This is a genomic window from Pseudoalteromonas sp. (assembly GCF_036960685.1).
GTDB lineage: Bacteria > Pseudomonadota > Gammaproteobacteria > Enterobacterales > Alteromonadaceae > Pseudoalteromonas.
The window spans coordinates 98,677-118,861 of record NZ_JBALXK010000001.1; the positions used below are offsets into that span (position 1 = coordinate 98,677).

Genomic DNA, 20,185 nt, shown 5'->3' on the forward strand with positions numbered 1-20,185 from the left:
AACAAGACGGTCATACGCCTTAGTCTAGCGTGTTTTTTAATGCGATTAAATGACACAACCTGAATAAATTATAGAAACATTGCCCAGTGTACCTTTACTGATACAATTAAAACTATTCGCCTGTTTTTCCAACATAAATTGGCAAATATTTAAACTCTGTGTTTCACTTACTAATGCTAACTCTACGCGTTGCAATAAACACAAAAGAGACTAAAGATTTACCCATTTTGTGATTGACAAAAATTAAGCAAAAGTTAATACTGCATAAACTTTCAATAATTACTGAAAGTTTATTAAATAACTTTTGCTTACTTTATTTGTTTTGTGACTCGCCCGCACATACAAGGAGCTATAAAAAATGATAGATGAAACCTTTGTGGATCTATCGCGATTACAGTTTGCTGTCACCGCCCTGTTTCACTTTTTATTTGTACCACTGACCCTAGGAATGACCTGGATCTTAGTGATCATGGAATCGGTCTATGTGATGACCGGTCGAGAGATCTACCGAGACATGACCAAGTTTTGGGGTAAATTATTTGGTATCAACTTTGCCATCGGGGTCGCGACAGGCCTCACCATGGAATTTGAGTTTGGTACTAACTGGTCTTATTACTCTCATTATGTGGGCGATGTATTTGGCGCACCCCTTGCGATTGAAGGACTAATGGCGTTCTTCTTAGAATCAACGTTTGTGGGCATGTTCTTTTTAGGCTGGCAACGCCTCAGTAAACGCCAGCATCTCGGCGCTACCTTTTTAATGGCTATTGGTACCAACATGTCTGCTCTGTGGATTTTAATCGCCAATGGCTGGATGCAAAACCCTGTAGGTGCGGAGTTTAACTACCAAACAATGCGGATGGAAATGACTAGTTTTGCAGAGCTGGTATTTAACCCGGTTGCGCAGGTTAAATTTATTCATACCGTATCTGCCGGTTATGTCGCTGCGTCTATGTTTGTTTTGGGTATTAGTAGCTGGTACATCTTAAAAGGCCGCGATCTTGCCTTTGCTAAACGTTCATTCTCGGTTGCCTCTGGTTTTGGTTTAGCGTCAATCTTGTGCGTTATTTTACTTGGCGATGAATCGGGTTATGAAGTAGGCGAAGTACAAAAAGTAAAACTGGCAACCATAGAAGCTGAATGGCACACCGAAGAAGCTCCCGCCGCATTTACACTCGTGGGCATTCCTGACTCCGATGAACAAGTGACCCACGCCGCGGTTAAAATTCCTTATGCGCTGGGCTTAATCGCTACTCGTTCGTTAGATGAGCAAGTTACTGGCATTAATGATTTAGAAGACCAACACGAAGTACGAATTCGTAACGGTATGATTGCTTATAAATACCTTGAAAGGTTGCGCGGTGGTGATGACACACCTGAAAATATTGCTAAATTTAATGATCTTAAAGACGACTTGGGATACGGCTTATTACTAAAACGTTATACGCCAAATGTGGTTGATGCGACTGAAGCGCAAATTCAACAAGCGGTGAAAGATTCATTCCCTAAAGTTGGTCCAATGTTTTGGTCATTTAGAATCATGGTTGGCTGCGGAATGATTATGTTAATCGTCTTCATCTTGGCATTTTATTACAATGCACACCGTGTTATTGAACAAAAGCGCTGGTTATTATGGGCCGCCGTGTTCAGCATTCCTCTGCCATGGATAGCTATAGAGTTTGGCTGGATAGTAGCAGAATATGGCCGTCAGCCTTGGGCTATCTCAGAAATACTGCCGACCTTTTTGGCCACCTCGTCACTGACTGTCAATGATATATTGATCAGCTTAACTGGCTTTATCGTATTTTATACTGGCCTTGCTATCGTTGAAGGCTGGCTGATGCTGCGCTTTGTGAAGCTAGGCCCTAGTTCGTTGCACACTGGTAAGTATCACTTTGAGCACGATGAGCATATAAATCACGACCAAATAACTGACGAGCAAGGAGCAAAATCATGATTTTCGATTATGAAACGTTAAAGCTACTTTGGTGGGTGATCATCGGTGTACTACTGATTGGTTTTGCAATCACCGATGGCATGGACATGGGTGTCGCTATGCTTATCAAACTAGTAGGTAAAACCGACAGCGAACGCCGTGTGGTGATCAATACCGTAGGCCCACATTGGGATGGTAACCAAGTATGGTTTATTACCGCCGGTGGCGCCTTATTTGCAGCCTGGCCGATGGTCTATGCGGCGGCATTTTCTGGTTTTTACTTTGCTATGATGTTGGTGTTATTTTCGCTATTTTTTAGACCATTAGGTTTTGATTATCGCAGTAAAATTGATTCACTACGCTGGCGCAACAATTGGGACTGGGGCTTATTTGCCGGTAGTGCCATTCCTGCACTGGTATTTGGTGTCGCGTTTGGCAATCTATTTTTAGGTGTGCCGTTTAGCATTGATGAATACCTCAGAACGACTTACCAAGGATCTTTCTTTGCACTATTAAACCCATTTGCCTTACTCGCCGGTTTGATCAGCGTAACTATGCTACTTGCTCATGGCGGCATGTGGTTGCAACTGCGTACTGATAGCGATGTAGCTCGTCGTTCGGCGCAATATGGCCGTTATGCACTCCTGGTATTTATTGTGTTATTTGCCCTTGCCGGTGTTTGGGTTGCGAACCTTGATGGCTATCAAATCGTCTCTATGGGTGATAAGCAAGGCTTTGCTAATCCACTTGATAAAACAGTTACCACGGCAACAGGTGCTTGGTTAAATAATTACCAAGCTATCCCATTAAGTATTGCATTCCCTGTTATTGCTTTTGTTATGGCCGCCGCGGCGTGGTTATTATCAAAAGCAAACAAGCCTGCTTTAGCACTCATTTGTACTAGCTTGATGCTGGCTGGCGTCATTTTAACTGCGGGCATGTCACTGTTCCCGTTTATTATGCCATCAAGTAACTTCCCTAATATTAGCTTAACAATTTGGGATGCAGTATCTAGTCATATGACCTTAAATGTGATGTTTGTTGCGGTTGTTATTTTTGTCCCTCTTATTTTATGTTACACCACATGGTGTTATGTAAAAATGTGGCGAAAAGTGACCGTTGAAGAAATTGAAAATAACAGCCATGGCAGTTACTAAGGAGATTTAACTTATGTGGTATTTTGCTTGGATACTCGGTGTTTTATTAGCCTGTACATTAGGTGTGATCAACGTGATGTGGTACGAATTTGGTCAAAACAAAGACAGTATCGCTGACGACGAACAAGAATTACACGATAGGCTTAATCGCCAAAATGACGACTAACCCCCGACCAAATCGCGCGCAACAAACGACGTTGCGCGCGTTTTTAAAAACTCATTCTGATCACGCCGGTAGCCTTTTAAAAATCAGTATTGCACTAGGCACTTTTAATGCTTTATTGATGATTGCCAGCGCTTATTTGGTGGCCCGCTCGATTCATTTAGTGATGTTTCAACAGGCGGATTTAACAACCATCACCCCTTTACTTTGGCCATTAGCAGCACTGATCTTAGGCCGTGCTGTACTGCTTGGGTTTTCGCAGCGGCTCAGCGCTAAAGCGGCGCTTAAAATCAAAACCGCAATGCGCCATACCTTACTTGAAAAACTAACACTGCTTGGTCCAAGCTATATTGAGCAACATGGCCATGGTGCAACCTTAAATACCTTACATAACGGTGTTGAAGCACTGCACGATTATTACGCCAATTACCTTCCTAGTGTGGCGTACAGCGCATTGATCCCTTTCGCTATCTTGATGGTGATTTTCCCCACGGACTGGAAAGCGGGTTTGATCTTTTTATTTACCGCCCCGCTCATTCCATTTTTTATGATTTTAGTTGGACACCAAGCTGAGCAACTTAATCAACAACGCTGGCAGCAACTGGCGGTGCTGGGTAATTACTTTTTTGATCGCCTACAAGGGCTTACGCAGCTTAAATTATTTAATGCTACAAAACGTGAACTAAAACAAATCGCCAAAATCTCCGATGATTTTCGCCATGCCACTTTAAGTGTATTAAAAATTGCATTTTTGTCGTCCTTTGCGTTGGAGTTTTTAGCCACGATCAGCGTGGCATTAGTAGCTGTGATCATTGGTTTCCGGTTGTTTTTTGGCACATTGGACTTTGCTACTGGTTTTGTCGTGTTACTACTGGCTCCAGAGTTTTATTTACCGCTGCGTCAATTGGGTAGTCATTACCATGCCAAGTTAGAGGGCATCAGTGCTGCGGCTGATATGCTAAAAATATTGAATGAGCCAATTCCCGGTAGCGATAATCAATCGTCAACTCGGCACAACGAGTATTCTCCATTAACCCTTGAGCGTATTGAACAACTGCGGATCGACAATTTAAACTTTCATTACCCAGACAGTAATGAAGGGGTTAAAAATATTAACCTCACTTTTGCTGGCACCGGTTTATATGCCATTGTTGGTCAAAGTGGCGCTGGTAAAAGCACCTTACTTGATTGCTTATTAGGGTTTCACCCACAGGTGATCGCAGCCATCGCAGTTAATCAACAGCAGCTAACCGAGTCTCAAATTACACAATGGCAGCAACATATTGCTTGGATCCCGCAGCAGCCGACATTATTGTTCACCACTATTAAAGCCAATTTATTACTCGCAAAGCCAGATGCCACGGCCGCGCAACTAGCCGCTGCAGCCAAACAAGCAGGCGCTCTGGAGTTTATAAATGCATTACCTGAGGGCTTTGATACTCACATCGGTGAGCAAGGCGAAGGCCTCTCTGGCGGGCAAAAACAGCGCATCGCTTTAGCGCGGGCATTTTTAAAACAAGCGCCTATTTTAGTCCTTGATGAACCCACGGCGCACCTTGATAGCCAAACTGAGCAATCAGTGCAAACAGCCATTAATCACTATGCGAAAGATCACCTTGTTATAGTGATCGCCCATCGCTTAAATACGATCGAGCAGGCTAAACAGGTAATGGTAATGAAAGATGGCTGCGTGGTTGAACAAGGCGACTTTGAAAGCTTGCTCAATCAGTCTGGTGCGCTATATGACTTAGTGAATGCAAGGAGCATCAATGCTAGGAGCACACAAAATGACTGACTTTATGCGTTTGCTTAAGTTATGTAAGCCACACTTAGGGGCGATGTTACTAGGTGCTTTTTTGGCAACTCTGACCGTACTGGCAAACGTTGCCCTACTGGCTATTTCTGGTTGGTTTTTAGCCGCCATGGCGGCAGCTGGGTTAGCCGGCGTACATATGAACTACTTCACACCAGCCGGCACTATTAGATTTTTGGCAATTGTAAGAACCGCGTCTCGTTACGGCGAGCGATTGGTAACCCACAACGCCACCTTTTTATTATTAAGTGAAATTCGTGTCAGTGTTTTTAACACGCTAAGCCAGCTAAGCAATGTTGATTTAGCCATGAGCCGCAGCGCCGATCTATTCAACCGGATGCAAAATGATGTAGAAGCCCTCGATAAGTTTTATTTAAACGTGTTACTACCTATGATTGTTGCGCTTATTAGTGTGCCAATTGTGCTGATATTTATGAGTGCATACAACGCCAATGTCGCACTGCTATGCTTTATTGCACTGCTATTGGTAGGTGTGGCACTGCCTTTACTATTGAGTAAGCAACTACAACAAACTGCTGAACTCGAGACAAAGTACTCAGCTACATTGCGCGCTGAGTTATCTGACACGTTAAGCGGACTCAGAGAGTTGGCAATTTATCAAGCCACTGAGCAACAAGTTGAACAGTGTCGTAGCGCCAGTGAGCGCTATAATCAGCAGTTATTCACACGTCATAATGCAGAGGCAAAGAGTAATGGCTTATCACTGCTGATAGTACAGTTGACCATGTTGGGCGCTATTGTGATCATTGCGCCACTGGTTTATAGCGGTGCTATGGTGAATGTTGAATTAGCCATGCTCAGCTTATTTGTACTTGCCAGTTTTGAGACCGTGTTAACACTGCCTAATGCATTTATTCAATTGCCAGTGGCACTGAGCGCTGCAAAACGTATTTTTGATTTAGAAGATAAACTGCGCCCTCTTACTCACAACACTGAAGAGCTAGTGGAGGTACAGCCTTTAGGACTTGAATTTGAACAGTTAAGCTATTGTTATCATAAGGGAAGCTATGCGCTAAATGATATCAACTTAACAATTTTACCACTGCAAAAAGTGGCTATTGTCGGTCAAAGTGGCAGCGGTAAAACGACTCTGGTTAATTTGCTCAGTGGTTTATGGCCGCAGCAAGGCGGAGCAATAAACCTCACCGCCACAGACAAAACTATCGCGATTAACGCCATTAGTCAGCAAAACCGCTGCGAACTTGTCAATATTGTTGCGCAGCAACACCATATTTTTGATGGCACCATTGCTGATAATTTACGTTATGCAGCCCCCAGTGCAAGCAAGGCGCAAATGCTTGCAGCTTGCCAACAGGCACAACTCGCTGATTGGATAAAGGACTTAAAGCAAGGCTTAAATACTCGCTTAGGTACAGGTGGTAGAAACTTATCACGGGGACAATCAAGGCGATTAGCGTTAGCGCAAGCACTACTGCGTGCGCCAGCTATTTTGGTATTAGATGAGCCGACCGAGGGACTGGACAATCAATCTAAACATCAAGTTATGGATGCGATATTAACCAGCATGGAGCATTGTACTGTCATCAGCATAACTCACGATCCTGCCTTACTTGCTAATATGGATAACGTAATTTGGTTAGAGCAAGGGCAAGTAAAAGCAGTTGCAACGCATCAGCAACTATTAGCAGAGCACCGTGATTACGTAAACTTGATCACACGGTTTTAATCAATCACTTCAATAGTTACGTTAATAACTCCAGCGCTAGGCTCTGCGAGTTTTTCAAACGCATGCTGTGTTAAATCGATGATACGGCCGCGAATAAAAGGCCCACGGTCATTCACTCGAACGACTACTGAGCGGTTATTTGCTGTGTTTGTGACTTTGACCATACTGTTGAATGGCAGCTTTTTGTGCGCCGCCGTCATGGCTTGCTGATCAAACTTTTCACCACTTGCGGTCAGTCGACCATGGTATTTATCGGCATAAAAGCTGGCCTTGCCCTGCTCAGTAACGCCATTGTTTGTTTCAGAATAACTTGCAGGCGAGCTACTACAACCCGCTAAAATAGCCAATGATAAGCTAATTAAAAGTGCTTTAATCAAAATTCAACGCTCCTTTAGAATGCATAAAAGTAGCAGGTATCAACTGAGCTGCAACTGAATTCTCGTAAATACAAAACAATGAATACAAAAAAGCCACCAAGTTAACTTAATAACTGGTGGCTTTTTTACGCAGCGTAAACGAATTAACGAATAATACCGCGCTCAGAATTTTTAACGAAATCAATCATCATTTGTACCGCTGGGTACTTAGCAGCATCTTCACTCAAGGCCGCAAGTGCGTCTTCTACACCTAAGCTCTTACGGTAAAGTGTTTTGTAAGCACGGCGCGTTGCCATCACTTCATCGCTTTCAAAACCACGGCGCTTCATACCTTCGGTGTTGATTGCAACTGGGCCCGCAGGCGTACCAATGGTTGTTACAAATGGTGGTACATCTTTGTTGACGCCAGAATACATACCAACAAAAGCATGTGAACCGACCTTACAAAACTGATGGATGCCAGAGTTACCAGCAAGAATAACCCAATCGCCAATATGCACATGACCCGCTACAGAGGCATTATTAGCAAAAATAACGTTATCGCCAATCACAGCATCATGAGCCACGTGAGTGTAAGCCATAAATAGATTATTGCTACCAATCTTAGTCACACCTTGATCCTGAATAGTACCACGGTGAATAGTGGCACATTCACGAATGACATTATTATCACCAATGATAAGTGTGGTTGGCTCATTATTGTATTTTTTGTCTTGGCACGCTTCGCCTACAGACGCAAATTGAAATATATGATTGCCAGAACCAATTGTTGATGGTCCTTTGACCACAACATGAGATTCAATAATGCAGTTATCGCCAATCACTACATCGTTGCCAATGTAGCTATAAGGCCCAACTGAGACATTATTGCCTAACTTTGCACCTGGTTCGATTATCGCTGTAGGATGGATCACAATTAAAGCTCTCTTCTCGCACACATAATTTCGGCACTACATACTACTTTGCCATCGACTTTTGCTTCTGCTGCAAATTTCCAAATATTACGACGTTCCTTTAAAAACTGTACATGTAAATGCATAGTATCGCCAGGAGTAACAGGTTGTTTAAAACGCGCATTATCAATCGCTGCAAATAAATATAGTTCATTTTCACTGCGATTTTCGACTGTTTTAAAACCTAATAAACCAGTTGCCTGTGCCATGGCTTCTAAAATTAAAACACCAGGAAAAATAGGCTGGTTTGGAAAGTGGCCAGTAAAGATAGGTTCATTAAAAGTTACGTTCTTAATCGCATGCAATGATTCACCTGGGGTGTAATCAAGTACACGGTCAACCAGTAGCATCGGGTAACGATGCGGAAGTAAACTTAAAATTTCTTGTATATCTAGGCTATTTAATTCGTTTGCCAAAATAGCATCCTTATCAATTATCAACGTTTAATGACTTAGTCAGAGTCTCTAGCGCTTTAAGGCGGACTTTCATCTCTGGCAAATTACGTAAATGAGCAATGTTACGACGCCACTCTTTATTGGAAGAATGTGGCAAGCCAGACGAATAAACACCTGGTTGTGAAATCGCTTTAGTTACCATGCTCATACCCGTAAGTATAACACCATCACAGATATCTATGTGACCATTTATGCCGACAAGCCCAGCAATTTGGCAGTTTTTGCCAATAGTGGTACTACCAGCTATCACGGTACACCCTGCAATTGCAGTACCTGAACCAATTTCTACATTGTGAGCTATTTGACATTGATTATCGATAATCACGTTACTATGAATAATAGTGTCGTCAAGCGCACCACGGTCAACCGCAGTACCGGCTCCAATCTCTACTTTATCACCAATAATAACACGACCGAGCTGAGGGATTTTTATCCATTGCCCTTTGTCGTTAGCATAACCAAAACCGTCACTGCCAATGATTGCTGATGATTGGAATAAACAATCACTGCCAATCTCTATGTCGTGATAAATACTGACATTTGCCCATAATTTTGTGCCACTGCCAATTTTAGTGTTTTCACCAATAAAGCAATTTGCACCAATTTGCACGTTATCGCCAATCACAGCACCGGCTTCAATTACAGCATTCGCAGCAATCGCAGCAGTATTAGCTACCGTAGCTTGCGGGTGAATAACTGCACTTGGATGAACCCCGGCTAATGCCGAGCGTGGTGTAGTATCCAGTAACTGCGCTAATTTTGCGTAACAAACATAGGGGTTTGCAACAATCAGCTTATTACCTTGGTAATACGGTGCATCAGCGGCTGATAAGATCACGGCACTGCCCTGAGTATCTGCTAATTGTGAGCGATATTTCTTATTCGCTAAAAATGCAATATGCCCAGAGCGGGCATTTGCAAGTGTAGCTATTTTTGAGATTTCTATAGCGCCATCACCATCAAGTTCGGCGCTTAGAAGTTCCGCAATCTGCGAAAGCGTATAATTATGCATATATCAGTTCTATTGCTTACTTACTTTATCAACAACTTTGCTTGATAAATCAACAACTGTTTTCGGGTTAAAGTAGATAGTCGTATCTTTAACTTTAACTTCATCGTATTTACCATCTTTAGCAATATCTTCGATTGCTTTGATGATAATACCTTGTACTTTAGCAAGCTCTTGGTTTTGGCGTACTTTGATTTCTTGCTCTAAAGGACGACCTTTTTCAGCAAGATTTTTTTGCATGCCTTCTACTTTTTCACGTAACGCATCTTTTTGCGCCTGGCTCATAGTTGTAGCTTCACGCTTGAACTTTTCTGCTTCAAAACGGATATCGCCTTGTAGTTTTTCAAGTTCTTGACGACGCTCTGCAAACTCAGCTTGTAATGTTTGCTCAACCTTTGCCATTTGTGGAATTTGTTTGTAGATTTCTTGCATATCTACAATACCGACTTTATGTGCAAAAGCACTTACAGAAGTACCCATCATAAGTGTTGCTAAAATGGCGATTGCCGATGATTTAAATGATTTTTTCACAAAAAACTCCTTTAGAATGTATTACTAATGTTAAAGCTGATGGTCTTCGTATCGTCATCTTCTTCTTGTTGCAATGGATACGCAAAACTGATCAGCATAGGACCCATAGGTGAGATCCACTGCAATGATAAACCGGTTGAAACCCTAAAGCGCATCGGATCTGAATAATCCTCAAGCTTAGCGCGTTCATCCGGCCCTAAATTTTGATAACGGTCAACGTTAAATTCAGTGTCCCATACGTTTGCAGCATCAACAAAGAAGCTAGTACGTACAGAGCTGGTGTTATCTTCATCTAAGAATGGTGTTGGTACGATTAATTCCATACCTGCAACAGCCTTAGCATTACCACCAATACGCCCTTGTGGTGTTAGTACATCAAACTCAGGCGCGCCGCCTATACTGCCAGTCAAGGTGCCATCTGGCAATGGGGTACCTGGAATTAATTGTGGCGTACGAGAAATAGCTCGCGGTAATATTGTATTACGGTCAAAACCACGTAGTTCCATTTCCGTTATACGGAAATACTCTTGGAATGGCAGAGTTTGATCATAGCCGTTGGTTGTACCATAACCGTTACCGTAACCAAGTGCGGCACGTGTTGAGAACACCCAACGATGATTATCGCTGATCGGCCAGTAAAAACGTGAATCATAATTTAACTTAAAGTACGTTAAATCTGAATTAGGCGTTGTGCCCGTTAAATTAAGTGTTTGGCGAGAACCTGCCGTTGGGAATAAACCACGGTTAACAGTCACTCGAGACCAGCCCACGCTCAGCTCGTACTTAGTAAAGTCAAAACCAGCATCTGGGTTATTCGGATCTAAGAAAGTCTCACGCATTACACGCGTTTGCTCGTATTCAGCAATTTCAGATAGCTCTTCTTGGATCCAACGTACACCAAAGTTAATACGGTTTACCGCATCAATTGGGAAGCCGATGTTAGTACCAATACCATAACTTTTCGATTTGTAATCAATCAGGCTGAATTTACTTGCATCGTAGTTACTGTAGAAGATACTACTGCCTTGTGATACACCATCAGGGGTAAAATAAGGGTCAGTATACGATAAGCTCACTCGTTCAGAACCACGTGACGTATTGATGTTGAAACCAATTTGGTTACCAGTACCTAAGAAGTTAGATTCAGTCACACCAATGTTAAATTGCAGACCTAAGTATGAACCATAAGCAAGACCCGCATTAAAGCTACCAGCTGATTGTTCTTTAACAGTAAAGTCAACGTCCACTTGGTCGTCAACACCTGGCACAGGTACCACATTAAAATCAACGCTTTCCATATATGGTAGACGTTGAATTTGTAATTTTGAACGCTCTAGGTTTTGGTTTGAAAGCCAAGCACCTTCAAGCTGTGTCATTTCACGACGTAGTACTTCATCCGCGGTATTTTGGTTACCACCGACAATAATACGGCGAACATAAACACGCTGACCCGGGTTCACTGATAAGGTTAACTGAACTTCTTTGTTTTCATCATCTATTTCCGGGATGGTGCGAACTTCAGCGTTAGCATAACCAAAACGCGCTAAATAGCTTTTGATAAATTCTTCAGACGAGGTCACCACTGAGCCATTGTAAAGCTCACCGGCACGCAGTGGAATAACACTTTTGATAAGCTCTTCACGGCCAAGTAAATCACCAATGAAGTCAAAACCTTTAACTTTGTATTTAACGCCTTCAGAAATATTTGCGGTAACATATACCGATTCACGTTCTGGGCTCACCGACACTTGTGTTGAATCGATATTAAAACGTAAATAACCACGGTCTAAATAGAAGCTACGGATTTTTTCAAGATCGCCTTCAATGGTTTGTTTCTGGTAGCGGTCGCTGCCCATAAACTGCCACCACGGTAAATCTTGTTGTGATTCTGCCAACGCAAGCAAGTCTTCGTTACTAAACAATTCGTTACCAACTAAGTTAATTTGACGAATTGACGCAGCGTCACCTTCATCAAACTCTAGCTTTAACTTAACGCGGTTACGCGGCAGTTTAGTAATGCTGACATCAATCTTAGCGTTATATTTACCAATACTGTGGAAAAACTCAATTAAGCCTTTCTCAATGTTATCAACCACGGTTTTATCCAGCGGTTCACCTTGGCGAATATCTTGTTGATCAAGCGACTGAGTTAGCTGCTCATCTTTGATGTCTTTATTGCCTTCAAACTCAATAATACTGATTGTTGGGCGTTCTGTTACTCTAAAAATAACATTGTTGCCATCACGTAGTGCCTTGATGTTGTCAAAGTGGCCTGAGTTATACAAAGACTTGATCGTTTTTGAAATTGTGTAGTCATCAACGTTATCACCCACATTAATAGGGATATGCGTTAATGCTGCTCCCAGCGCTACGCGCTGTAAGCCTTCAACTTTTAAATCATCAACAATAAAGGAGTTTTGGCCTAGGGCTGCAAAGCTAGCGCCTAATAAACTTGTTACTGCCAAATGTTTTTTTATAGCCATTTTATTATCTTTATCCTTTACAACGGTATTACCGCTCAACACCTTAAAACTATACTTTAACGGTGTTTTACAATCGTGTTTTTAATTCGAGACTGTCGCAATTACTTATAATCGCGATACATCATTGAACAAAGCGAAACATGTAAGAAAAATGAGTAACAAGGCACCCACTTTAAAACCAAATTCTTGTGTCTTTTCAGAGACCGGCTTTCTACGAAAAAGTTCAATTATGTAATACATTAAGTGCCCGCCATCAAGTACTGGCAACGGCAATAAATTAAATACGCCTAAGTTTACACTTATCAATGCTAAGAAGCTTAAAAATGCCACTAAGCCATAGCTCACGCTCGTTCCCGCACCAACAGCGATACCAACCGGACCACTTAAATTTTTCACTGATACTTGACCAGTAATTAAGTTGCCAATCATATCAAAACTTAGACTGATCAAGCGCCATGTTTCACTTACGCCCAGCACCATACTATCGAGTGGACCATAATGTCTAGTTTCAATGTAACCATCTGGCCACTTTTCAACCACCGGCGCTACACCCAAAAAGCCTTGTAACTGACCGTCGTTATTACGCTGCCCTTGTGGCGTGACGTTTATACGTTCTATAGTATCTTGTCTTTTTACACTAAATTGTAATGATTTGTTAGCGGATTGCTGAATAACATTAACTAATTGGGGCCAATCGGTCATTGTTTCGCCATTTACTGCGATAATTTCATCCCCGGCCTGTAAATTAGCTGCGGCAGCGGCAGAATTAGCAGAAACAGTGGCGACCGTTAACGTCGCCTGCGGGCGAAACGGCACAATACCCAATGAGGCTAATGGCGGCACATCTTGTTGATCCAACTTCCAACCATCAATATCGAGTGTTTTCAGCTGCTCTTGAAATTGTTCATCGCGCACAGTTACTGTCACGCTTTTTTCACCTAAACTTGCCATTAATGCAAACGTAGCATCTTGCCAAGTAGCAATATTATCGTCGCCAATTTTTACAATTTGTTGACTCGGCATCAGGCCAGCTTGTTCTGCGCGGCTACCTTCTTTTATAGAACCAACAACAGGTTTAACTGATTGCACCCCCACCATATACATCGCTGCCAGCGCAACAATGGCAAAAATGAAGTTTGCCATTGGTCCTGCAGCAACAATCGCGATACGCGCTTGCACTGACTTAGCATTAAATGATAAATGGCGTTGCTCAGCTGGCACGTCATCTACGCGCTCATCAAGCATTTTTACATAACCACCCAATGGGATTGCAGCAATAACGTACTCTGTGTCATGTTTATCGTGCCATTTTATCAGTGGCTTACCAAAACCAATAGAGAAGCGTAACACTTTCACACCCGCTTTACGGGCAACCCAAAAGTGGCCATATTCATGCACAGTGACCAAAATACCCAAAGCTAAAATAAAAGAGCCTAAATTCCACAGAAAATCGAACATATTAGCGGGTCACCTTTGCTATAAGTTGTGTTGCTTGAAGTCGAGCTAAACGATCACATTCAAGAATTTCTTCCAACGTATGGACGTTTACATCTATTGTGTTATCAAGGGTTTGTGAATTTATACGGTAAATATCCGTAAAGCCGATTTGCCCCTGTAAAAATGCATTCACAGCAACCTCATTTGCCGCATTAACGGTGGTAGTTGCCCCCTGCCCAGCTTCACAAGCCGCTATTGCCAATTGCAAATTAGGGTAACGGGCGAAATCAGGTTTAGTAAAGGTAAAATCAGCAAGGGCAGAGAAATCAAGCGGTGTTACACCAGCATCAATACGCTGTGGATAAGCCAAAGCATGAGCTATCGGAGTACGCATATCAGGGTTACCCATTTGCGCAAGTATCGAGCCATCTTGGTACTGTACCATTGAGTGAATAATACTTTGCGGGTGGATCACCACTTCAATATCTTTAGCTGTACAGTTAAACAACCATTTGGCTTCAATAAATTCTAAGCCTTTATTCATCATAGTGGCTGAATCAACCGAAATTTTTTGCCCCATAGACCAATTAGGATGTGCCACGGCTTGTGCCACAGTCACATCTTTTAGAGTGTCGATATCGCGGGTTAAAAATGGCCCACCAGAGCCGGTAAGTAAAATTTTACTGACGCCATGTTCATGCAGTTGAGCGTCGCCTTTGGAGCCTTGCAGTGCGCTTGGTAGGCACTGAAATATGGCATTATGCTCGCTATCTATAGGTAATAATGTGGCTTTGTGTTGCTTAACTTTATCGATAAACAACTGCCCTGACATGACCAAGGATTCTTTATTTGCCAGTAATACTTTTTTTCCGGCTTCTACTGCACTCAGTGTAGGTATCAGTCCTGCTGCACCGACAATCGCGGACATAACCGCATCAACATCTGGGTGTGCAGCTAATTCACTCATCGCGGCAACGCCACTACGTACAATTGTTTTACACTCGCTGCCAGATAGCAACTGGCTTAATTGACTCGCAGCGTGCTCATCTGCCATCACGGCAAAGCGTGGTTGATGAGTAATACATAATTGCGCCATTGCTTCACTATTGCTACCCGCTGCAAGCGCAAATACTGCAAACTGTTCTTTATTACGGGCTACAACATCTAAGGTGCTTAAACCAATTGAGCCTGTTGCACCTAAGATCACTAGTTGTTGTTTACAACTCATAGACTAAGTGTCCATGCGTAGCACAAAACAAAAATGGGTGCAGCAGCAGTTAAGCTGTCAAGACGATCTAATATACCGCCGTGGCCGGGTAAGCATGAGCCACTGTCTTTTAAGCCTGCTTCGCGTTTAAACATACTCTCAAGTAGGTCACCAATAGCAGAAAACAAGGCAATAAACATGGTCATAACGGCATAAATTGGCCATACAGACATATCAACATCGGTGAAATGACAAAAGGCTAATACAAAAATCACTGCTGCAACAACACCACCAGCAAGGCCTTCAATCGTTTTATTTGGGCTTACTTTGGGCATTAATTTATGTTTACCAAAATTTTTACCCGTAAAGTACGCACCAATGTCAGCACTCCAAACAATGCCTAATACGACCAAAATCAGCATTGAGCCAAAATGGGTTGATTGTTCATAGTTAGCACTGCGCAGTGTATTGAGCGCAAGCCACAAGGGAACTAAGGTTAGAATACCCGCAATAGCACGCATGACGATGCCTTCATTCCACGCTTTCGCCATCGCAGGATAACGCCACACTAAGTAAGTAGCGACAATCCACCAAGAGAATGACAGCGTGAAGATATAATTTGCATCACCGACTAGCTGACCATCAGTCCACAGTTCGTCAATTGGCCAGTGCCAATTCAGCAATACCAGTAACAAGCCAATAAATACCACGAACGAAAAACGTTTAACTTTATCGCACAGCCCCATAAATGCAGACCATTCCCACGCGCCTAATAAAACAATTGCGCCGGCAATATAACTAAACAATGTAAGTGGAGTATAAAAAACCAATACCAATGCCAAAGGTGCTAGCACTAAAGAGGTTAAAATTCGTTGTTTTAGCAAAGTGTTACCCTTTTAATTAGGTTTCGGCGAGTAATTGTTTTATTTGTTCGCCAGTACAACCAAATCGTCGCTCTCTGGCAACGTAACAAGCGATAGCGTCAGCAAAAGCTGCTTCATTGAAGTCAGGCCAAAGCGTATCGGTAAAATAAAGTTCAGCATAAGCAGCTTGCCATAATAAAAAGTTGCTTATACGTAAATCCCCACCTGTGCGTATTAGCAAATCAGGTTCAGCTTGATCATGCATGCTCATATTTGCAGCTAAGTCGTGCTCTGTAATATCGTCAGGATTTAATGCCCCAGCAGCAACTTGCTTAGCTATCTGCTTAGCAGCATTGGTCATATCCCATCGACCACCGTAATTAGCAGCCACATTGAGCTGCAAGCCCGTATTATTAGCCGTTAATTGATGCGCCGCATCAACCTTACTGCGTAAAGCCTCTGAAAAACGAGATAAGTCGCCAATGATGGTTAATTTTACATTGTTTTTGTGGAGCTTTTTTACTTCCTTGCTTAATACATACAAAAACAATTCCATCAAAGTACTTACTTCATCTTCTGGGCGATGCCAATTTTCACTACTAAACGCAAACAGAGTCAATGATTCAATTTTCAATTTAGTACAAAACTGCACAGAATGACGAACCGCATCCACGCCTTTTTTATGACCGTATACGCGCGGCCTATTTTTGGCTTGTGCCCAACGACCATTGCCATCCATGATTATAGCGACATGCTTGGGTAAACATTGCTGGGAAATTTTATCAGCGTTAAGAACCATAAATATCGAGTATTCCATAAAAAAACGCCGCCTAGTATACCCCAGACGGCGTTTCAAAACTAATAAATTTACGAGCTTAGATTTCCATCAACTCGGCTTCTTTCGCCGCTAGTTGAGTATCCATCTCTTTAATGAACTTATCGGTAAGCTTTTGAATCGCATCGTCAGATTGACGCGCTTCATCTTCAGAAATATCTTTATCTTTCAATAAGTTTTTCACATCGCCATTGGCATCACGACGAATATTACGGATTGCAACACGACCGCTTTCAACTTCGCCACGAACGATTTTAATTAAGTTTTTACGGCGTTCCTCTGTTAGCGGAGGAAGTGGTACGCGGATCACAGAACCTGCTGACATTGGGTTTAAACCTAAGTCAGAAGCCATGATCGCTTTTTCAACTGCTTGTGCAAGTGACTTATCAAATACACTAAGTGCTAATGTACGTGAGTCTTCAATTGTTACATTCGCAACTTGGTTTAATGGCGTTGGTGCACCGTAGTATGGCACCATAATGCCATCCAAGATTGCCGGATGAGCACGGCCAGTACGGATTTTAGATAATTGACTGCTAAGTGCCGTTACACTTTTCTGCATACGTTCTGCAGCATCTTTTTGAATATCGTTTATCACGGTTCAATCCTAATCTAGTTAATAACTTCATCTGAGGCTTGTGAAGAAATAAGCGTGCCTTCTTCTTCGCCCATAATTACACGCTTTAATGCGCCTGATTTATTCATGTTAAATACGCTTAATGGCATATTATGATCGCGCGCCAATGTGAATGCCGCAAGATCCATTACTTTTAATTCTTTTTCAATGATTTCATTGTAGCTCAAGTGACGGTAAAGTGTCGCGTCTGGGTTTTTCACCGGATCATCACTATAAACACCATCAACTTTAGTTGCTTTGATCACTGTGTCTGCTTCAATTTCGATACCACGTAAACACGCTGCTGAATCGGTCGTAAAGAATGGGTTACCAGTACCCGCGGCAAAGATAACCACACGGCCTGTTTTTAATAAACTAATTGCTTCAGCCCAGTTATACGCGTCACACACACCGTTTAGTGGGATAGCTGACATCAAACGGCAATTTACAAATGCACGATGCAGCGCATCCCGCATTGCAAGTCCGTTCATTACCGTTGCTAGCATGCCCATATGATCACCCACTACGCGATTCATGCCCGCTTCGGCTAATGAGCCACCACGTAAAAAGTTACCGCCACCGATAACTAAACCCACTTCTACGTCGAGTTCTACAAGCTCTTTAATTTCTTGCGCCATACGGTCTAATACTTTTGGGTCAATGCCGAAGCCTTCGTCTCCCATTAGTGCTTCACCGCTTAATTTGAGAAGAACGCGTCTAAAAATAGGTTTACGATTGATAGTCATATATTTGGGCCAACTTTATAAAAAAAGGATAAAAAATAACCGCGCTTATGATTTTCACATAAAGAGCGCGGTTATTTTAAAGAATTTTCAGCGATGACGCAAAAGCAAATAACAGATTAATTTCATCTAACTCACTTTTTAGTCAAAGGAAATAGATTTTATTCACCTTTAGCGGCAGCAATCTGCGCAGCTACTTCAGCAGCAAAATCTTCAGTTTTCTTCTCGATACCTTCACCAACTTCTACACGTACGAAGCCAGTAACTGTTGCGTTTTTCTCTTTAAGAATTTCGCCAACAGATTTTTTAGGTTCCATGATGAAAGCTTGACCAGTAAGAGAAACCTCACCAGTGAATTTCTTCATACGACCAACAACCATTTTCTCAGCGATTTCAGCAGGCTTGCCTTCGTTCATCGCGATATCGATTTGTACTTGCTTTTCTTTTTCAACAACATCAGCAGGTACGTCATCAGGAGTTAGGTATTCTGGGTTTGAAGCAGCAACGTGCATTGCGATGTGCTTAAGTGTTTCTTCATCAGCAACACCAGCAACAACAACACCAATACGCTCACCGTGACGGTACTCAACTAGCGTTTCGCCAGCGATGTACTGTAGACGACGTACATTGATGTTTTCACCAATTTTAGTTACTAGCTCAACGCGTGCTTCTTCAAACTTAGCTTGTAAGTCTTCGATAGCAATCGTTTCTGCGATAGCAGCATCAGCAACTTTGTTAGCAAATGCTAGGAAGCTTGCATCTTTAGCAACGAAGTCAGTTTGACAGTTAACTTCTACTAGTACCGCAACACCCGCGTTTTGCTTGATGATGATAGTACCTTCAGCAGCAATGTTACCTGCTTTTTTAGCAGCTTTAGCAGCGCCACTTTTACGCATGTTTTCAATCGCTAACTCGATGTCACCATCAGTCTCAGTTAACGCTTTTTTACAATCCATCATGCCAGCGCCTGTGCGCTCGCGTAATTCTTTAACTAGGGCAGTAGTTACAGCCATTAGTAAATCCTCAAATCTGAATACAGTTTTAGATAAGCGGGTTACCCGCTCTACAAGAATAGCAAGTCTTCACCTAAATTTAGGTGAAGACTTGATGACAGCTAATTACTCAGCTTCTACGAAGTCGTCTTTCTCAGCTTGAGCAACGATATTGCTCTCACGACCTTCAGTGATTGCTGCTGCAACTGCGCCAGTGTAAAGGTTGATTGCACGGATCGCATCGTCGTTACCAGGTACGATGAAATCAACACCGTCTGGGTTAGAGTTAGTATCAACGATCGCAACAACTGGAATACCTAGGTTGTTAGCTTCACGGATAGCGATGTGCTCATGGTCTGCATCGATAACGAAAAGTGCGTCAGGAAGACCACCCATGTTTTTGATACCACCAAGGCTTTTCTCAAGCTTTTCCATTTCGCGGTTAAGCATTAACGTTTCTTTCTTAGTTAATTTCTCGAAAGTACCGTCTTGGCTTTGGATTTCAAGGTCTTTAAGACGCTTGATTGATTGACGTACTGTTTTCCAGTTAGTCAACATACCACCTAACCAACGGTGATTTACGTAATACTGATCACTCGCGATAGCTGCATCTTTAACTGCTTCGCTTGCTGCACGCTTAGTACCAACGAAAAGAACTTTACCTTTGTTAGACGCTGCACCAGTTAAAAACTTAAGTGCGTTGTTGAACATTGGTACTGTTTGCTCAAGGTTGATGATATGTACACGGTTACGTGCGCCGAAGATGAAAGGCTTCATCTTAGGGTTCCAGTAACGTGCTTGGTGACCGAAGTGAACACCAGCTTGAAGCATATCGCGCATTGAAACGTTTGCCATTTTGTATTTCCTCTGTTTAGTTTAGGGTTAGGCCTCCACATATCCCATAGCA

19 protein-coding genes are annotated in these 20,185 nt (G+C 42.5%); 5 read left to right on the plus strand and 14 right to left on the minus strand.

Translation table 11 applies throughout. The features are described from left to right. The first annotated feature begins 358 nt into the window (after positions 1-358). The 5 genes from V7783_RS00445 to cydC are packed head-to-tail and all read left to right on the plus strand — an operon-like array spanning position 359 to position 6,777. Positions 359-1,957 (plus strand): cytochrome ubiquinol oxidase subunit I, encoded by a 1,599-nt coding sequence (locus V7783_RS00445; protein ID WP_335677058.1) that lies wholly within the window; start codon positions 359-361, stop codon positions 1,955-1,957. Beyond that, complete coding sequence (gene cydB, locus V7783_RS00450) at positions 1,954-3,093, plus strand: cytochrome d ubiquinol oxidase subunit II (RefSeq protein WP_335677059.1); 1,140 nt, start codon at positions 1,954-1,956, stop codon at positions 3,091-3,093. The genes V7783_RS00445 and cydB overlap by 4 nt, the downstream gene beginning before the upstream one ends. Positions 3,094-3,106: 13 nt before the next feature. Then, positions 3,107-3,259, plus strand: coding sequence for a cytochrome bd-I oxidase subunit CydX (gene cydX / locus V7783_RS00455; RefSeq protein ID WP_064667585.1), 153 nt, complete (start codon positions 3,107-3,109; stop codon positions 3,257-3,259). Further along, entirely contained in the window at positions 3,249-5,051 is a 1,803-nt protein-coding gene (gene cydD, locus V7783_RS00460; RefSeq protein ID WP_335677060.1) for a thiol reductant ABC exporter subunit CydD, read from the plus strand. Before cydX ends, cydD begins: the two co-directional genes overlap by 11 nt. After that, entirely contained in the window at positions 5,044-6,777 is a 1,734-nt protein-coding gene (cydC, locus tag V7783_RS00465; RefSeq protein WP_335677330.1) for a thiol reductant ABC exporter subunit CydC, read from the plus strand. The genes cydD and cydC overlap by 8 nt, the downstream gene beginning before the upstream one ends. On the opposite strand, the gene V7783_RS00470 is transcribed toward cydC, so the two are convergent. From V7783_RS00470 to rpsB, 14 genes are all read right to left on the minus strand, one after another. Further along, positions 6,774-7,157, minus strand: a complete 384-nt coding sequence (locus tag V7783_RS00470) for a septal ring lytic transglycosylase RlpA family protein (protein ID WP_335677331.1) — start codon at positions 7,155-7,157, stop codon at positions 6,774-6,776. The genes cydC and V7783_RS00470 overlap by 4 nt on opposite strands. Before the next feature lie 140 nt (positions 7,158-7,297). Then, the gene (gene lpxA / locus V7783_RS00475; RefSeq protein WP_335677061.1) at positions 7,298-8,068 is read right to left on the minus strand and encodes an acyl-ACP--UDP-N-acetylglucosamine O-acyltransferase; all 771 of its coding nucleotides are present in this window, start codon (positions 8,066-8,068) and stop codon (positions 7,298-7,300) included. 2 nt (positions 8,069-8,070) lie between these two features. Then, positions 8,071-8,523: a 3-hydroxyacyl-ACP dehydratase FabZ gene (gene fabZ, locus V7783_RS00480; RefSeq protein WP_016707632.1), complete on the minus strand. Its 453-nt coding sequence runs from the start codon at positions 8,521-8,523 to the stop codon at positions 8,071-8,073. A 13-nt stretch (positions 8,524-8,536) separates the two neighbouring features. Beyond that, positions 8,537-9,574, minus strand: a complete 1,038-nt coding sequence (gene lpxD, locus V7783_RS00485) for a UDP-3-O-(3-hydroxymyristoyl)glucosamine N-acyltransferase (RefSeq protein ID WP_335677062.1) — start codon at positions 9,572-9,574, stop codon at positions 8,537-8,539. Positions 9,575-9,583: 9 nt separating this feature from the next. Continuing rightward, positions 9,584-10,102, minus strand: coding sequence for an OmpH family outer membrane protein (locus tag V7783_RS00490; protein WP_064667591.1), 519 nt, complete (start codon positions 10,100-10,102; stop codon positions 9,584-9,586). Between the two features lie 11 nt (positions 10,103-10,113). Beyond that, positions 10,114-12,585 (minus strand): outer membrane protein assembly factor BamA, encoded by a 2,472-nt coding sequence (bamA, locus tag V7783_RS00495; RefSeq protein ID WP_335677063.1) that lies wholly within the window; start codon positions 12,583-12,585, stop codon positions 10,114-10,116. A gap of 105 nt (positions 12,586-12,690) precedes the next feature. Then, positions 12,691-14,043 (minus strand): sigma E protease regulator RseP, encoded by a 1,353-nt coding sequence (rseP, locus tag V7783_RS00500; protein WP_335677064.1) that lies wholly within the window; start codon positions 14,041-14,043, stop codon positions 12,691-12,693. Position 14,044: 1 nt separating this feature from the next. Then, positions 14,045-15,250 carry a 1-deoxy-D-xylulose-5-phosphate reductoisomerase gene (gene ispC, locus V7783_RS00505; RefSeq protein WP_335677065.1) on the minus strand — a complete coding sequence of 402 codons (1,206 nt, stop codon included), beginning with the start codon at positions 15,248-15,250 and terminating at the stop codon, positions 14,045-14,047. After that, entirely contained in the window at positions 15,247-16,113 is an 867-nt protein-coding gene (locus V7783_RS00510; protein WP_335677066.1) for a phosphatidate cytidylyltransferase, read from the minus strand. Before V7783_RS00510 ends, ispC begins: the two co-directional genes overlap by 4 nt. Positions 16,114-16,129: 16 nt before the next feature. Further along, positions 16,130-16,909: an isoprenyl transferase gene (locus tag V7783_RS00515; RefSeq protein ID WP_335677067.1), complete on the minus strand. Its 780-nt coding sequence runs from the start codon at positions 16,907-16,909 to the stop codon at positions 16,130-16,132. A 58-nt stretch (positions 16,910-16,967) separates the two neighbouring features. After that, on the minus strand, positions 16,968-17,489 hold the full coding sequence (gene frr / locus V7783_RS00520) for a ribosome recycling factor (RefSeq protein ID WP_215909106.1): 522 nt from the start codon (positions 17,487-17,489) through the stop codon (positions 16,968-16,970). Between the two features lie 50 nt (positions 17,490-17,539). Next, positions 17,540-18,289: a UMP kinase gene (pyrH, locus tag V7783_RS00525; RefSeq protein ID WP_064667598.1), complete on the minus strand. Its 750-nt coding sequence runs from the start codon at positions 18,287-18,289 to the stop codon at positions 17,540-17,542. Between the two features lie 158 nt (positions 18,290-18,447). After that, positions 18,448-19,299, minus strand: a complete 852-nt coding sequence (tsf, locus tag V7783_RS00530) for a translation elongation factor Ts (RefSeq protein ID WP_335677068.1) — start codon at positions 19,297-19,299, stop codon at positions 18,448-18,450. 105 nt (positions 19,300-19,404) lie between these two features. Beyond that, the gene (gene rpsB, locus V7783_RS00535; protein ID WP_335677069.1) at positions 19,405-20,133 is read right to left on the minus strand and encodes a 30S ribosomal protein S2; all 729 of its coding nucleotides are present in this window, start codon (positions 20,131-20,133) and stop codon (positions 19,405-19,407) included. Positions 20,134-20,185: the final 52 nt, after the last annotated feature.

Bases quoted from the DNA above. Each gene is read 5' to 3' on its own strand.
- rpsB (WP_335677069.1), bottom strand. From the start codon at position 20,133: ATGGCAAACGTTTCAATGCGCGATATGCTTCAAGCTGGTGTTCACTTC.
- bamA (WP_335677063.1), bottom strand. From the start codon at position 12,585: ATGGCTATAAAAAAACATTTGGCAGTAACAAGTTTATTAGGCGCTAGC.
- cydC (WP_335677330.1), top strand. From the start codon at position 5,044: ATGACTGACTTTATGCGTTTGCTTAAGTTATGTAAGCCACACTTAGGG.
- ispC (WP_335677065.1), bottom strand. From the start codon at position 15,250: ATGAGTTGTAAACAACAACTAGTGATCTTAGGTGCAACAGGCTCAATT.
- rseP (WP_335677064.1), bottom strand. From the start codon at position 14,043: ATGTTCGATTTTCTGTGGAATTTAGGCTCTTTTATTTTAGCTTTGGGT.
- cydB (WP_335677059.1), top strand. From the start codon at position 1,954: ATGATTTTCGATTATGAAACGTTAAAGCTACTTTGGTGGGTGATCATC.
- V7783_RS00515 (WP_335677067.1), bottom strand. From the start codon at position 16,909: ATGGAATACTCGATATTTATGGTTCTTAACGCTGATAAAATTTCCCAG.
- frr (WP_215909106.1), bottom strand. From the start codon at position 17,489: ATGCAGAAAAGTGTAACGGCACTTAGCAGTCAATTATCTAAAATCCGT.
- V7783_RS00445 (WP_335677058.1), top strand. From the start codon at position 359: ATGATAGATGAAACCTTTGTGGATCTATCGCGATTACAGTTTGCTGTC.
- pyrH (WP_064667598.1), bottom strand. From the start codon at position 18,289: ATGACTATCAATCGTAAACCTATTTTTAGACGCGTTCTTCTCAAATTA.
- lpxD (WP_335677062.1), bottom strand. From the start codon at position 9,574: ATGCATAATTATACGCTTTCGCAGATTGCGGAACTTCTAAGCGCCGAA.
- tsf (WP_335677068.1), bottom strand. From the start codon at position 19,299: ATGGCTGTAACTACTGCCCTAGTTAAAGAATTACGCGAGCGCACAGGC.
- cydX (WP_064667585.1), top strand. From the start codon at position 3,107: ATGTGGTATTTTGCTTGGATACTCGGTGTTTTATTAGCCTGTACATTA.
- cydD (WP_335677060.1), top strand. From the start codon at position 3,249: ATGACGACTAACCCCCGACCAAATCGCGCGCAACAAACGACGTTGCGC.